Annotated in this window: 15 protein-coding genes; 5 read left to right on the forward strand and 10 right to left on the reverse strand. The window is 70.9% G+C overall.

Features of this window, described 5'->3' with window-relative positions; genetic code table 11:
- Window positions 1-45: 45 nt before the first annotated feature.
- Window positions 46-1,641, reverse strand: a complete 1,596-nt coding sequence (locus tag VEA62_RS03590) for an ATP-binding protein (RefSeq protein WP_324818506.1) — start codon at window positions 1,639-1,641, stop codon at window positions 46-48.
- 93 nt (window positions 1,642-1,734) lie between these two features.
- Entirely contained in the window at window positions 1,735-3,159 is a 1,425-nt protein-coding gene (locus tag VEA62_RS03595; protein ID WP_324818508.1) for a UDP-N-acetylmuramate--L-alanine ligase, read from the reverse strand.
- Window positions 3,160-3,218: 59 nt separating this feature from the next.
- Between VEA62_RS03595 and VEA62_RS03600 the strand changes: the two genes are divergently transcribed.
- The gene (locus VEA62_RS03600) at window positions 3,219-4,040 is read left to right on the forward strand and encodes an LD-carboxypeptidase (RefSeq protein ID WP_324818511.1); all 822 of its coding nucleotides are present in this window, start codon (window positions 3,219-3,221) and stop codon (window positions 4,038-4,040) included.
- Between the two features lie 55 nt (window positions 4,041-4,095).
- Window positions 4,096-5,052, forward strand: a complete 957-nt coding sequence (locus VEA62_RS03605; protein ID WP_324818514.1) for a retropepsin-like aspartic protease — start codon at window positions 4,096-4,098, stop codon at window positions 5,050-5,052.
- Here the strand turns inward: VEA62_RS03605 and ypfJ are convergent.
- The 6 genes from ypfJ to VEA62_RS03635 all read right to left on the reverse strand — a co-directional run bounded on the left by ypfJ (window position 5,049) and on the right by VEA62_RS03635 (window position 8,987).
- Complete coding sequence (gene ypfJ, locus VEA62_RS03610; RefSeq protein ID WP_324818516.1) at window positions 5,049-5,897, reverse strand: KPN_02809 family neutral zinc metallopeptidase; 849 nt, start codon at window positions 5,895-5,897, stop codon at window positions 5,049-5,051. The genes VEA62_RS03605 and ypfJ overlap by 4 nt on opposite strands.
- Window positions 5,898-5,974: 77 nt before the next feature.
- On the reverse strand, window positions 5,975-6,358 hold the full coding sequence (locus VEA62_RS03615) for a hypothetical protein (RefSeq protein ID WP_324818521.1): 384 nt from the start codon (window positions 6,356-6,358) through the stop codon (window positions 5,975-5,977).
- 47 nt (window positions 6,359-6,405) lie between these two features.
- Entirely contained in the window at window positions 6,406-7,065 is a 660-nt protein-coding gene (locus VEA62_RS03620) for a methyltransferase (RefSeq protein ID WP_324818524.1), read from the reverse strand.
- Between the two features lie 47 nt (window positions 7,066-7,112).
- Window positions 7,113-7,625 carry a hypothetical protein gene (locus tag VEA62_RS03625; protein WP_324818526.1) on the reverse strand — a complete coding sequence of 171 codons (513 nt, stop codon included), beginning with the start codon at window positions 7,623-7,625 and terminating at the stop codon, window positions 7,113-7,115.
- 5 nt (window positions 7,626-7,630) lie between these two features.
- Window positions 7,631-8,005, reverse strand: coding sequence for a hypothetical protein (locus tag VEA62_RS03630; RefSeq protein ID WP_324818529.1), 375 nt, complete (start codon window positions 8,003-8,005; stop codon window positions 7,631-7,633).
- Between the two features lie 28 nt (window positions 8,006-8,033).
- Window positions 8,034-8,987: a fatty acid desaturase family protein gene (locus VEA62_RS03635; protein WP_324818533.1), complete on the reverse strand. Its 954-nt coding sequence runs from the start codon at window positions 8,985-8,987 to the stop codon at window positions 8,034-8,036.
- A gap of 145 nt (window positions 8,988-9,132) precedes the next feature.
- On the opposite strand from VEA62_RS03635, the gene VEA62_RS03640 reads away from it, so the two are divergent.
- Genes VEA62_RS03640 through VEA62_RS03650 form a run of 3 tightly spaced genes read left to right on the forward strand, consistent with a single transcriptional unit; the run spans window position 9,133 to window position 10,710 of the window.
- Window positions 9,133-9,540 carry a hypothetical protein gene (locus tag VEA62_RS03640; protein WP_324818536.1) on the forward strand — a complete coding sequence of 136 codons (408 nt, stop codon included), beginning with the start codon at window positions 9,133-9,135 and terminating at the stop codon, window positions 9,538-9,540.
- Window positions 9,540-9,737: a helix-turn-helix transcriptional regulator gene (locus tag VEA62_RS03645; RefSeq protein WP_092306123.1), complete on the forward strand. Its 198-nt coding sequence runs from the start codon at window positions 9,540-9,542 to the stop codon at window positions 9,735-9,737. Before VEA62_RS03640 ends, VEA62_RS03645 begins: the two co-directional genes overlap by 1 nt.
- Before the next feature lie 31 nt (window positions 9,738-9,768).
- Complete coding sequence (locus VEA62_RS03650) at window positions 9,769-10,710, forward strand: alpha/beta hydrolase (protein WP_324818539.1); 942 nt, start codon at window positions 9,769-9,771, stop codon at window positions 10,708-10,710.
- Here the strand turns inward: VEA62_RS03650 and VEA62_RS03655 are convergent.
- Both VEA62_RS03655 and VEA62_RS03660 read right to left on the reverse strand, forming a co-directional pair.
- A complete protein-coding gene (locus tag VEA62_RS03655) occupies window positions 10,707-11,570 on the reverse strand; it encodes an RsiV family protein (RefSeq protein WP_324818542.1) in 864 nt (287 codons plus the stop codon). The genes VEA62_RS03650 and VEA62_RS03655 overlap by 4 nt on opposite strands.
- Window positions 11,571-11,581: 11 nt before the next feature.
- Entirely contained in the window at window positions 11,582-12,625 is a 1,044-nt protein-coding gene (locus tag VEA62_RS03660; RefSeq protein WP_324818545.1) for a UbiA family prenyltransferase, read from the reverse strand.
- Window positions 12,626-13,193 lie beyond the last annotated feature (568 nt).

Raw genomic sequence — 13,193 nt, forward strand, 5'->3', positions numbered from 1 at the left:
AGCGCTACAATACCCCCGGGAGGGAAGGGTTGCGATCCACGCGGGTCAGGCGGCGGCGGCGACTTCGCCGTTCAGCACCTTGCGGATGGCGTTCAGCAGGGCGTCGGGCTGGATCGGCTTCTGCGCGACCCCGTCCATGCCGGCGGCGAGATAGGCGATCTCATCGCGGGGATCGGCGTTTGCGGTCAGGGCGAGTATCGGAATGCGGGCTGCGGGGCCGGCCAGGGCGCGGATGGCGCGGGTCGCCTCGACGCCGTCCATCACCGGCATCTTGATGTCCATAAGCACCAGGTCGAAGGCCGCGGACTGGACGCGCTCGACGGCGGCGAGGCCGTTCTCGACGGTCTCGGAGGTGCATCCGAACAGGTCGAGCACCTTGCCGGCGACGAAGCGGTTGGTCGGATTGTCGTCGGCGATCAGGACGTGGAGGGTGTCGTGCGGCGTCGGCTCCTCCATCGCCACGGCGCCGGCGTGCTGCGCTTCGGCCAGGGGCAGCCGCAGAACGAAGCGGAAGCGGGCCCCGCCGCAGGCCGAGCGGTCGACCGCGATGTGGCTGTCGAGGCGTTCGACGATCTGGCGGCAGATGGCCAGGCCGAGACCGGCGCCGGCGCCCTCACGGCCGGCGCGGCCGGTGTTGAAGGGCTCGAAGATCACCTTCGCGGCGGCCTCGTCGATGCCGGGACCGCTATCCTCGACGGTCACGGCGACCTCGGCCGCGTCACCCCCGATCCGGCTTTCGACCAGGACGGCGACACGGCCGGAAGGCGTGAACTTGATCGCATTGCCGATGAGATTGTTCATCAACTGCTTCAGCCGCATCTCGTCGGCGACGACCCAGGGCGCGGCGTCGGCCTCGCAGGTCACGGAGAGGGCGAGCGCCTTTTCCTCGGCGCGAGGCGACCACAGCGCGAGCAGATCGTGGGCCAGGCCCTCAAGCCGGACGGGAGCCGGTTCGAAGGTCATCAGACCGTTCTCGGCCCGGGACATGTCGAGCGCGTCGGTGAGCAGGCGTAACAGGCTCTGACCTGAATCGAGGATGGTGCGGACATGGGGCCGCAGGGCGTCCTGCGCCAGCTCGCGATCCATCAGGGCCGCGACCCCGAGCACGCCGTTCAACGGCGTGCGGATTTCGTGACTCATCACTGCCAGGAATTCGGACTTGGCGCGGCTGGAGGAGCGGGCCTCCTGTTCGGCGCGGGCGAGATCCCGGGCCAGGGCGCTCATGGCCTCGGCCCGGCGGCGGTGGATGGCGCTGCCGGCCTGAAGCAGGTGGATCCCGGCCCCGACCCCGGCGTAGCGCCCTCCCGACGTGACGACGAAGCCGTTCAGAAGCGCGCCGAGACTGGCGGCGTCGACGCTCTCGAACAGGGTTTCGGCGTCGGCTTCGGCGTTCAGGATGCGCGGCACGGGGTCCATGAAGCTGGAGGCCGGCCGGCGAGCATAGAGGGCGCGCCCGAACTCGGCCGCCATGCGCAGGGTGAAGGCGTTGCGCTCGACGAGGCCGACCGGACGATCGCCCGGGTCGACCACGGCGATGGCCAAGGTGTCCGGCTCGCGGTTGAACAGGTCGAGGACGTGGGCGCCGGGCGTGTCCGGGGTGATCGGCGCAGCGGCGCTCGCAAAGTCTCCAATCCGGGCCATCGATCCTCGCGCTCTGAACGGCCGCGAGGTAGGCCGCCGCGCCTTAACAGCAGCTTTGCCGTATGTGAATTTTTAGCGAGTTTCTTTTAAAGATCAGTCCGCTGACGGATCGCTCAGGCGCTTCAGAAGCTCCGCTGCGAACTGCGAAAGGGTGTCGTCGCGGGCGCCCATGACGACGATGCGGTCGCCGGGACGGGCGAGGGTGACGAGACGGTCGCCGCAGGCCTCGCGGGTCGGCAGGGCCTCGGCGTTTCGGCCGGCGGCCCGGACGCCTGAGGCGATGTCTTCGCTGCCGACGCTGCGGTCCGTCGTGCCGCCGTAGTAGACCGGCTCGGGCATGAGCAGGACGTCCTCGTCCCGCAGCAGGCCGGTGAAGCCGTCGATGAACTCGTCCTTCATCAGCCGGAGAGGCCCGAAGCCGTGCGGCTGGAACAGGACCAGCAGCCGGCCGTCGAAGGCGTGCAGGGTCTTGAGGGTGGCGGCGATCTTGTCCGGGTTGTGGGCGAAGTCGTCGATCACGGTGACCCCGTTCGAGGTCCCGACCACCTCCATGCGACGGCGGATGCCGGCGAAGGTCCCCAAGCCGTCGACGGCCTGGTCGAGCGGCACGCCGATGGCTCGGACCGCGCCGAGGGCGGCGAGGGCGTTGGCGACATTGTGGGCCCCGGGGACCGGCAGGGCCACCGGGTGGTCGGTTCCCGCAGCGCGGTCGGTGAGACGGAAGCGCATGCCGGCGGGCAGCGGCTCGAGGTCGTGGGCCGAGAGATCGGCCGTGTCGTTGCCGAGCGCAAAGGTCACGACGGCGTCGCCGCGTCCGGCCTCGACCATGGACTGCGCGAGGGCGGCGGTCTCGGGATTGTCGAGGTTGAGGACGGCGGTGGCCGAGCGGGCGGTGAAGCCGCCGAACAGGTCGCGGAGCTCCTCCATCGACTTGTGGTCCAGCGAGATGTTGGAGACCACGGCGACGGTCGGGTCGTAGCGGGCGATGGAGCCGTCGGACTCGTCGACCTCGGAGACGAACAGGTCGCGGCCGCCGATCAGGGCGCTGGCGAACGGGTGGTCGGCGTCGGCGAAATTCTTCATCACCGCGCCGTTCATGACGGTGGGGCGGCGGCCGGCCTGGTGCAGGATCCAGGCGATCATGCCAGTGATGGTGGACTTGCCCGAAGTGCCGGCGACGCCGATCGAGGTCGGGGCGGCGTTGAACAGTTCGCTGAGCAACTGGGGTCGGGTCTTGATGGCGGCGCCGACCCGCTTCGCCGCGCCGATGTCGGGGACCGTGTCCTCGATGGCCCCGGTGGCGACGACGATCTGGTCCGGGCGGGTGACGCCGGACCCGTCCTGCGGATGCAGGGCGACGCCATGGGCCTCGAGCCAGGCGAATTTCTCCGGCGTGCGGCCCTGGTCGCGGGAGCGGTCGGAGCCCTCGATCCGCCCCCCCTGCGCCTGGACAATCATCGCCAGGGGCAGCATGCCCGAGCCGCCGATGCCGCAGAAGAAATAGTCGTCTTGATTCATGAGGGCGAAACCGGGGAATGTCCGGCGGCCTGACTAGCACGCCCGGGCGGGGAGAACAGATGAAGATCGGCATCGTCAACGCCAGTTCGCGCTTGAACCGGGAGCGGGCGGAGGCCGTGCACGACTGGTTCGCGGCCAATGTCCCGGACGGCTCGATCAAGGTGGTGTTTCACCCGGCCAGCTTCGGCAAGCACGGGCATTTCGGAGGGGACGACGCCAGCCGGGCCGCCGCCTTCGTCGAATACGCCAACGATCCGCGGCTGGACGCGGTGTGGTTCGCGCGAGGCGGCTATGGATCGTGCCGCATCGCCGAGGCCGTGCTGCCGCGGCTGACGGATGTGGCGCGCAACAAGCGGTATCTGGGATATTCCGACGCGGGGACGCTGCTGGCGGGGCTCTACAAGGCGGGGTTCCCGCATGTTGCCCACGGGCCGATGGCCTCGGACGCGGTGCGCAGCGACGCGGCGGCGTGGCGGGCGCTGAACTGGCTGAAGCGCGGCGATCCGGCCTCGTGGGAGCCGTCGTTGCACGAGGATCCGCGGCCGGCGGTCGCCTTCAATCTGAGCATTCTCGACGCCCTGGTCGGGACCGCCCTGGAGCCTGACCTGAGCGGCCATGTGCTGATGCTGGAGGACGTGTCCGAGCCGCTGTACCGCGTCGACCGGATGATGTTCCATCTGACCGGCCAGGCTTCGATCCGCAAGGTGGCGGGCATCCGTCTGGGGCGGGTGTCGGACATCGTCGAGAACGATCCCGATTTCGGCCTGACCCCGGAAGAGATCGTCCGCTACTGGTGCCAGCGGTCGGGCATCCCGTATCTCGGCGCCGCGGACATCGGCCACGACCGCGAGAACAAGGTCGTGCCGTTCGGGCCGCGGTAGGCGCGACAGCGGCGACGCTGGCGCCCGGCCTGTCCCCGGGCCATGTTCGCAACGCATGAACCGACGCAACCTGTTGATCCGCGCCGCAGGACTGGCCGCCGTCGTCGGCGCCGCCTGGTGGGCCCGCGAGACCCTCTTCTGGCCCGCGCCCGACCTGGGCTTTGGCGAAGACGGCGCGACGCCGTGGCTGCCCTATGCGCGGCGGGCCAATGTCCCCACCGTCAGGGTCCGGGTCGAGGGGCGCGAGGTCATCGCCCTGATTGACACCGGGGCCCAGTATTCGGTGATCGACCGGGCGCTGGTCGAGGCCCTGCCGGCGCAGCGGCGGTCGATCTTCGAGATGCCGCTGGTGGCCTATGGGGTTGGCGGCGGCACGCAGATGGGTCGGGGCACGACGCTTGAGGTGACCCTGCCGGGCCTGGTCATCGGCAAGCTGCGGGCGGCGATCCTCGACCTCGGGCCGTTGGCCTCGGACGGCGGATTGAACACGCCGCTGATCCTCGGGCGCGACGTGCTGGAGCATCTGGTGCTGGCGATCGATCCGGCCCGGCGGCACGTCCGGCTGATCGCGCGCGAGGCCTTCGTGCGTCCGCCGGACCTTGCGCCGGCGACGGTGCGGCGGTCGGGCGGCGGTCTGGTCGCCCAGGTCACGGTCGAGGGCGTGGCGTTGGACGCGGTGGTGGACACCGGCGCCTCGTCGCTGCTGGCGCTGGACAAGGCGACCGCCGAGGCCGCGGGCCTGCTGGACGGGCGTCGGCAGGAGGTCGGGACCAGCCTTGTGCTGGGCGGGGCCATGCAGGCCGCCGTGCTGGAGGCGCGCACCGTGACCTTCGCCGACCACCTGTACCGGCGGGTGCAGGTCGGGGTGTTCGACCAGCCGCCGCTGCCGAACTTTCCCGGCGCCCTCGTCGGCATGGAGGCGTTCATGGGCCGTCGGGCCGCCTTTGATCTCGGGGCCGGCACGCTGCACGTGTCGCAGCCGCTGGACCTGACGGTCGGACGGGCGGCCTAGAGGACCGAGAGAGTGTCGCAGGCGGCGGGATCGCCCGACTCATAGCCGCGGCGCAGCCACTCGACACGCTGGGCCGAGGAGCCGTGGGTGAAGCCCTCCGGCACGACGCGGCCGCCCTGCCGGCGCTGCAGGGTGTCGTCGCCAATGGCGGAGGCGGTGCGCAGGCCCTCTTCCAGATCGCCGGCCTCCAGCGCGACGGCGCCATTGGAGACGGCCGAGGCGTTGCGGGCCCAGACCCCGGCGTAGCAGTCGGCCTGAAGCTCGAGCGCGACGGAGTACCGGTTGGCCTCGGCCTGGCCCGAGGCGCGCTGCTGGGCCCGCTGCACCTGCTGCGACGTCCCCATGAGAGTCTGGACATGGTGACCGTATTCGTGGGCGATGACATAGGCCCGGGCGAAGTCGGCGGCCGAAGCGCCGAGCTGGCTTTCCATCTGCTGCCAGAACGACAGGTCCAGATACACCCGCCGGTCGCTGGGGCAGTAGAAGGGCCCCATGGCGGACTGGCCGAAGCCGCAGCCTGTCGAGGTGCCCTGCTCGTAGAGAATGACGGTCGGCGGCTGATAGCCCTGCAGCTGCGTCTTCCAGACGTCGTCCACATTCGTCCCGATGACGTCGACGAAGGCGCCGGCCTGATCCGCGGGGCTGCCCCGGGTTCCCTGTTCGGAACTGCCGACGCCGCCGAGCTGGCTGGTGATCTGCTGGGTCGTCTGCGGATCGATGCCGAAGACGAAATAGCCGATCGCGGCGAGAACGAGCGCGCCGATGCCGCCGCCAGCGATCCCGACGCCGCCCATGCCGCGGCGGTCCTCGATGTTGCCGCCGCGTCGTCCGCCCTGCCAGCGCATGATCCGTTCCCTCGTCCCTCTGAATGAAGCCAAGCAGGAACGCGGCCGTCAGGGAAGGGATGCAGGAGCGAACAGGCTCAGCGGGCGGGACGGTCCAGCCAGGCGTCGATCTGGGTGACGCTGCTGGCGGTGGCGCGGCGGCGTTCGGTGGCGGACTCGCGCAGGGCGCGCTCTTCCTCGGGCGAGCGGAGGGCGCGGTAAGGCGGCGGCTGGAGTGGTTCCGGCTGGCGGGCCGCCTCGATCTCGAGCCGGTTCAGGCGGGTTTCGAGCTGGAGCTGGCGCGCAAAGGCTTCGCGCTGGTCGGCCCGGGCGCGCAGACGGTCGATCTCGTAGCGGTGCTGGTCGGCCTGGTAGCGGTGCAGGTCGGCGCCCGGCGAGACGTGGGGCGGAATCGCCTGGGCCAGCGCCGGGGACGCGGCGGCCAGGGCTGTGGCGGCGATCAGGATGCGGACCAGGGTCATGCGCACAAGATGGGCCCGGGGCGGCCCGTCGCCAAGCGTGGCCGGAGTCACCGGCCCGGGGAGAGGGTCCAGACGCGGGTGCGCTTGACGGCCGAATCCTCCAGTTCGCGCGTGGTCGGCACCTCGTATTCGGCCAGGAGATCGAGGCCGGACTTCGGAAAGTAGGTCCGCAGGGGATCGCCGACCAGGACGTGGACGCCCCGACCGGCGGCGGTGGTCAGCCAGGCGAGAACCCGCCCGGCCATGGGCTTTTCGTAGAAGACGTCGCCGGCGCAGATCACCTCGACGTCAGGCGGCGGGCCGTCGAGCAGGTCGGCCCCCGTGAAGGTGGCCGTCACGCCATTGGCTTCGGCGTTGAGGGCGACGGCGGCGGCGCAGAACGGGTCGATGTCGGCGCAGAGGGCCGAGGCCGCGCCCGCCTTCATGGCCGCGATGCCGACGAGGCCGGAGCCGGCGGCGAAGTCGAGCACGCGCCGGCCGGCGACCTCGCCCGGGTTGTCCAGCAGCCAGCGGGCGAGACCCTGTCCGCCGGCCCAGGCGAAGGCCCAGAACGGCGGCGGCAGACCCATCTCGCCGAGCTCCTCCTCGGTGAGCCGCCAGATCGGCGTGACCTCGTCGGCCAGCCACAGGGAAATCTCCGGCGCGTGCGGCACGGGCTGCAGGCGGGTATTGGCGAGGATGAAGGCGGCGGGATCGGCGATCGGCATCCCGCCTCCTTACAGGGTTCCGGCGGACCGGGCGCGCGTGCCGACGGTTAGGGGGCCAGCGCCCCGGCGGGCTCGAGAAAGCCGAGGCGGCGCAGTTCCGCGATCGAGCCGGCGGCGGTCTTGTGAGGGATGAAGACGCCGCCCTCCTTCTCCCACAGGTGGCGGAATTTGACCGTGTCGTCGACGAGGGCGTCGCCCGGATGGCAGTGCTCTCGCTTGAGCGCCGAGGAGGTGGTGATCACCTGGACGCCGGGGAAATGGCGGGCGGCCCAACGGCGCTTCTGCGGCTCGGCCCAGGCGCCGCGCGGCAGGCCGGTCAGGATGACGGGATCGCGATGGCGGACGGCCTCGTACAGGTCCATGGCGTCGGGCAGCAGGTCGAGGGTGTCGAAGAAGTCCGGCGTGGAGGCGATGCGGGCCCAGAAGGCCTGCAGACCGAAGCGCTGTTCGAAGCGCCGCGGCGGCATGCCGAGCACGGCGGCGGCGCCCCCTTCGAAGTCGGCGAGGACGCCGTCGCAGTCGAGATAGATGCGGGCCCGGGATCGGGGCTCTTTGGCCATCCGGGTCAGCGGGGATGGGTTTTCGAGGAGTCGCCGCCGGCCTCGTTCGGACCGTCGTCGACCCCGCCGCCCGCGCCGAACTCGCGGCCCGGCATGACCGAATCGGCCGCGGCGTCGCCGGCGCGCCAGCCGCGCTCGTGCGATTCCCAATTCGGCGGACGGCGTTCCAGGCCGGCGTCGCTGACCGGATTGCGCCTCGGACCGCGGATGACCCGCTCCTCGGGCGCGACCGTCGCGGGCGGGGATTCGCGGCCGGGGTCCTTGCCGGCGGCCTGGCTGGAGCGGCGCGGCTCCCGCGTCAGCTCGGTCTGCCCGTCGCCGCCGTGCGAGCCGCGGTGGCGGTCCTCGCCGGGTGATGGTCTGGATTCGGAATTGCCCATGGGAGTCTCCTTTCGCCCCCGACAGATCTCAACCGGAGGCCGGAAGCGTGGTTCCCGCGCTCGCGGTCTTCAGCACCTCCATGTAGCCGCCGGCCACCTCGATCCGCCCGCCCTGGGGCCTGGCGTGCACGGCGCGGTGCAGGGCCGGCAGCTTCCAGCAGGGGACGTGCATGAACAGGTGGTGCTCGGCGTGGAAATTGACCCAGTAGGGGGCGATGAAGGCGCGCTCCCACCACGAGGCGCGGGTGGTGCGGGCGGCGCGGAAGGCGTCGTCGGCCGAACCCTCGACGCAGGCGTGCTCGGCGATGTTGCGCAGCCGGGTGACCATGGGGAACCAGGTGGCCAGCGGCAGCAGCCAGAGGACGAAATACGCCCACCAGACGCCGGCGAGGATCGCGGCCGCGAGCAGGGCGGCGTTGACCAGCAGGAAGGGGGCGACGGAGCGGCCGGTGACGACCGCGCCCTCCGCCATATCCTCATCGCGGTCGCTGGCGAACGCCTTGAAGAGGTAGAGCACGCGCTGTTTGAAGAAGGTCTGGCCGGTCAGGTCGCGGATGATCTTGCGGCGCAGCGAGGCGCGGGTGACGGGGAAGGGGGCGGAGAGGACGAGGTCCGGATCCTCGGGTTGCTGGGCGTATTTGTGGTGGCTGAGGTGATACGGCCGGTAGAGGGGCAGGGAGGCGCCGACGGGCACGGCGCAAAGCCAGTGGCCGAGGAAATCGTTCAGACGGGCCCTGGGCGACAGACCGCCGTGCGCCGCCTCGTGCATCAGTATGGCGAGACCCAGTTGCCGCGTGCCGATGACGGCGACGCAGAGCGGGATCAGGATCGGCCACAGCACCCCCGCGACGGCGGCCAGCAGGATCACGCCCCAGCAGTGCAGGACCAGCAGCGGACCGACCCAGGCCGCGCGCGCCTGGAACGGCGCCCACTCCTCGGGCGTGAACAGATCAGCCGGACGGGCGCGGGGAGCGGCGGGCATGGCGCACAGGATACGCCCACCCGGAGCTGGCGGAAAGCACAGCGGGGGGCGGTGGAGCGTGTCAGGCGGAGCTGACGAAAAGTCAGGTTGACATGACATAACGAGCATGTAAGGTAAGCATGACATCGCGTCAGGAGGACTTGTCATGCTGAGCATCTGGAAGACCGGGACGGCGGCGCACAGGCGCTACGTGATCCGCACCTTCGCCTTCATGGTCCCCTATATGCTGATCTGCATCTCGATGATGGTGACAGACGTCTTCGACGAGGTGATCGGCAAGCCGGCGGGGTGGGTTCTCGCCGCGGCCGTCTCCGCCCCGGTGATCGGCCAGCTCTGGGCCACCCTGAGCCTGATGCGGGAGAGCGACGAGTTCGTGCGCGCCGTGACCGCCAAACAGTTCATCGTTTCGGCCGGGCTGGCGATGGCGCTGGCCACCTTCTGGGGCTTCGCCGAGACGTTCGCCGCCGCCCCCCATCTGCCGGGCTGGCTGATCTATGCCGCCTTCTGGGCCTTCTTCGGATGTGTGACGCCCTTCATCCGGGCGTCGAACTGATGAAGAACCGGCTGAAACTGCTCCGCGTCGAACGCGGCTGGACCCAGGAACAGCTGGGGCAGGCGCTGGGCGTCTCGCGGCAGGCCGTAAACGCGCTGGAGACGGAGAAACACGATCCGTCGCTGGACCTCGCCTACCGCATCGCCGTGCTGTTCGCGCGACCGGTGGAAGACATATTCGAGAACCCGCACGCCTGACGGCTTCAGGCGCTTTCAAGGGAACATGTCCATGCTGCATCTCCGTCACTTCGTGGCGCGCTCGACCCTGCGCGCATTGTGCCTGGCCTCTGCGTCATTATTGGTCGCAGGCGGCGTCCTGCTGGCGACACGGGCCGAGAGCGCCCCGGCGGTGCAGGCGTCGACCGCCTTCGCCTCCGACCGGCTGTCGGTCGAGGTCGTCGGGGCCGGGCCCGACGTGATCCTGATCCCCGGCTTCGCCTCGTCGCGGGAGGTGTGGCGGGCGGAGGCGGCGCGGCTGGCGCCGACGCACCGGGTGCACCTGGTGCAGCTGGCCGGGTTCGCCGGCGAACCGTGGAGCCATGGCGACGGGCCGTTCGTCGCGCCGGCGGTCGGGGCACTGGGGCGCTATGTGCGAGAGGCCGGACTGGAGCAGCCGGCGGTGATCGGCCATTCGATGGGCGGGCTGACCGCACTGCTGCTGGCGCAGGCGGAGCCGGAGCTGGTCGGCAGGGTGATGACCGTCGACAGCCTGCCGTTCTTCAGCGCCCTGTTCGGGCCGACGGCGACGGCGGAGAGCGCCCGGCCGTTCGCCGACCAGGCGGCGGCGGGCATTCTCGCCGCCGATGAAGCGGGCTTCGCGAGCCAGCAGGGTCAGACGGCGATCGGCCTGGCGCGGGATCCGGCGACCCGGGCCGCCATGGTCGAATGGTCGATGGCCTCGGACCGGCGGGCGATGGCGGCGGCGATCCGGGAGGTGATGACCACGGACGCGCGGCCGGGGCTGGCGGCGGTGACGACGCCGGTGTGGGCGGTCTACGCCTCGGACGCCGACGGCGGGGCGCCGGCGGCCATGGCCGACGCGCTGTGGGGCCGCGAGTATGCCACCCTGCCGGGGGTCAGGCTGATCCGCGTCGATGGCTCGCGGCATTTCATCATGGCCGACCAGCCGGCGCAGTTCGCCGAACTGGTCGATCAGTTCCTGGCCGACTAGCTCGCCGTCGCGGCCGGTTGCGGAGTCGGGGCCGGCGTGACGTCGCCGGCCTTGACCAGCTCGCCCCCGAACTCGCCGGCGTAGGCGATGGCCAGCAGCGAGCGGAACAGGGTCGCCGGAATGGCGATCTCATAGCCGCCCTCGGCGTAGGAGCCGGCCTGGAAGGGGCCGATCAGGAAGGTCAGGCCGGCGGCCTTGCCCTGCGCCGTGCCGGGGGTGAGCACGAAGGGCGTGCTGGCGACGCGGGGGCAGGCGTAGGGCTTGCTGTCGAAGGTGATCGACGGACCGGCGGGGACGCGGGCGCGCTTGGCCGTGTTCAGGGCCGAGCACAGGGCCTGGTCGAGCGTGGTCAGGTCGGAGCCCTTCCGGAACAGGTCGAGAAGGCCGATCTGGCGCTTCAGCGCCTTGTCCCAGAGCAGGCCGCTGCTGAGGGTGTTGGGCTGGGCGCCGCCGGTTTCGGACGAGGTGCGCTTGAGGCTGAACAGCTTGCCGGTCTCGGCGGCGGCGGTGATGGCGACGGTGTTGGTGAATTTCGGCTGGTCGGGGTCCGCCCCCGCTTCGATGTTGTCGCTTTCGGCCCCGTCGACGAACTGGCGCAGCTTGCGAACCTCCTCGGCGTAGAGGCGGGCGTGCAGGTCGGTCTGCGGCTTGATCGCCTCTGGCAGGGTCAGCTTGACGTCGGCGTAGGGGGTCCTGGCCTCATAGCCCATGGGCGCGGCGGCGTCGGCCGGGGTGATGGCGGCGTTGGAGCCCTGGGCGCCCGCGGCCGGGGCGTCGGCCGGATCCCGGTCGCGGTTGCAGGCGGACAGGGCCGCGACGGCGACGGCGGTCAGGAGCAGCAGGCTCAGGGGACGGGACATGCGGGACTCCTTCACAACGAAAACTGAACCGAACCGAGAATGATGGCCAGAAGCAGGATCAGGCCGGCGTCGCGGTTGGATTTGAACAGGCGCAGGGCGAGGGCGGGGTCGTCGGTTCGGACGTCGCGGGCCTGGCGCAACAGGTGGGCGGCCCAGGGCAGGAGGGCGACGTAGAAGACCGGGCCGAGGCCCGCGCTCAGGCCGGCGAGGACGGTCAGGAGGGCGGTCAGCCCATAGAAGACGCCGACGCCGCGCCGGACGTTGGCGCCGAGCCGGCGGGCCGAGGATTTGACCCCGACCATGGCGTCGTCCTCGATGTCCTGCAGGGCGTAGATGGTGTCGTAGCCGAGGGTCCAGAAGACGCCGCCGAGGTAGAGGAGGAGGGCGGAGGGCCAGAGGAGGGTGAGCGCCGGAGAGGCGAACTCGTAGGCGCAGGGCGGAGGCGGCCCGGCCCCGGCCCAAATGCAGAGACTGTTCGCGGCTCCGTGCACCGCCGCGATTGCCGGGAGCGCGGAAAGCCCCGCCGCGAACCCCATCAGGGCGCCCCAGTTGAAGGTCAGGCCGAGCCAGGCCTGGGGCCACCAGGTGATCCGCTTCATGAAGGGGTAGGCGGCGACGAGGGCGAGGGAGGCGACGCCGAGCAGGACCGCCGCCAGGTTAAGGGTCAACAGGATCAGCAGGCTGACGAGGCTGCAGCCGATGACGAAGGCCCAGGCCTGTTTGACGCTGATGCGGCCGGAGGGGAGGGGGCGCAGGGCGGTGCGGGCGACCTGGGCGTCGATGTCGCGGTCGACGATGTCGTTGAAGGCGCAGCCGGCGGCGCGCATCAGGCAGGCGCCGAGGGCGAAGCCGAGGAACAGCCAGGCGTCGTACAGGTCGGGCGCCTTGCCGAACTGGCTCAGGGCCAGGGCGATGCCCTGCCAGCCGGGCAGGAGCAGCAGCCAGATGCCGATCGGCCGGTCGAAGCGGCCGAGCCTGAGCCACGGCTTGAGCCCTTCCGGCGCATGGCGGTCCACCCAGTTCGATCCGGCGTCGGGCAGCGGGGCGGAGGTCATGGTGGAGGTTGTATGCGGTCCGGGGGTGGGGGTGAAGGGGAGGCGAGAGGCGAGAGGCGACAGGCAGCAGGCGACAGGCAACAGGCAACAGGCAACAGGCAACAGGCAACAGGCAACAGGCAGCAGGCAACAGGCAGTAGGCAGTAGGCAGTAGGCAGTAGGCAGTAGGGAGCGGGCGCGGGGGTTCGTCCTCCGCCGGCAGACCGGCGCAGGGTGGGGAGGGTGCGGGACAGCCGGGCCTCGCCCGGATGTGGTTCTAGTTTTACCGTTTCGACGAGGTGACTGCCCCGCGCGGCCGTTTTCCACGCGCCCTCCGACTGGCGGCCCTGCATTCGGGCCTTTGACGGATCGCCCCGGACGCCTTGCGACGAACCGGAGCGGGACGGACATACCCCCGCCATCGCGAGGCCATCTGACCGCACCCAAGGCGCGCGGCGAGCAAGCGGAGGCCATCCATCGACCTCCTCGAGGACCCCCGGACTCTCCATCGTCCGGGCTTCATCGCTCGACCACAGCCCGCCGTCGTCGAGGAGCGTGGATCCGACGCCCTCCCCATCGACGGGATGGG

This window comes from Brevundimonas sp., assembly GCF_035627475.1.
GTDB lineage: Bacteria > Pseudomonadota > Alphaproteobacteria > Caulobacterales > Caulobacteraceae > Brevundimonas.

What these genes read in the sequence shown, in the direction of transcription:
- VEA62_RS03590 (WP_324818506.1), bottom strand. Translation starts at nt 1,641, where the DNA reads ATGGCCCGGATTGGAGACTTTGCGAGCGCCGCTGCGCCGATCACCCCG.
- VEA62_RS03640 (WP_324818536.1), top strand. Translation starts at nt 9,133, where the DNA reads ATGCTGAGCATCTGGAAGACCGGGACGGCGGCGCACAGGCGCTACGTG.
- VEA62_RS03645 (WP_092306123.1), top strand. Translation starts at nt 9,540, where the DNA reads ATGAAGAACCGGCTGAAACTGCTCCGCGTCGAACGCGGCTGGACCCAG.
- VEA62_RS03620 (WP_324818524.1), bottom strand. Translation starts at nt 7,065, where the DNA reads ATGCCGATCGCCGATCCCGCCGCCTTCATCCTCGCCAATACCCGCCTG.
- VEA62_RS03630 (WP_324818529.1), bottom strand. Translation starts at nt 8,005, where the DNA reads ATGGGCAATTCCGAATCCAGACCATCACCCGGCGAGGACCGCCACCGC.
- VEA62_RS03660 (WP_324818545.1), bottom strand. Translation starts at nt 12,625, where the DNA reads ATGACCTCCGCCCCGCTGCCCGACGCCGGATCGAACTGGGTGGACCGC.
- VEA62_RS03605 (WP_324818514.1), top strand. Translation starts at nt 4,096, where the DNA reads ATGAACCGACGCAACCTGTTGATCCGCGCCGCAGGACTGGCCGCCGTC.
- VEA62_RS03600 (WP_324818511.1), top strand. Translation starts at nt 3,219, where the DNA reads ATGAAGATCGGCATCGTCAACGCCAGTTCGCGCTTGAACCGGGAGCGG.
- VEA62_RS03615 (WP_324818521.1), bottom strand. Translation starts at nt 6,358, where the DNA reads ATGACCCTGGTCCGCATCCTGATCGCCGCCACAGCCCTGGCCGCCGCG.
- VEA62_RS03625 (WP_324818526.1), bottom strand. Translation starts at nt 7,625, where the DNA reads ATGGCCAAAGAGCCCCGATCCCGGGCCCGCATCTATCTCGACTGCGAC.
- VEA62_RS03650 (WP_324818539.1), top strand. Translation starts at nt 9,769, where the DNA reads ATGCTGCATCTCCGTCACTTCGTGGCGCGCTCGACCCTGCGCGCATTG.
- ypfJ (WP_324818516.1), bottom strand. Translation starts at nt 5,897, where the DNA reads ATGCGCTGGCAGGGCGGACGACGCGGCGGCAACATCGAGGACCGCCGC.
- VEA62_RS03655 (WP_324818542.1), bottom strand. Translation starts at nt 11,570, where the DNA reads ATGTCCCGTCCCCTGAGCCTGCTGCTCCTGACCGCCGTCGCCGTCGCG.
- VEA62_RS03595 (WP_324818508.1), bottom strand. Translation starts at nt 3,159, where the DNA reads ATGAATCAAGACGACTATTTCTTCTGCGGCATCGGCGGCTCGGGCATG.
- VEA62_RS03635 (WP_324818533.1), bottom strand. Translation starts at nt 8,987, where the DNA reads ATGCCCGCCGCTCCCCGCGCCCGTCCGGCTGATCTGTTCACGCCCGAG.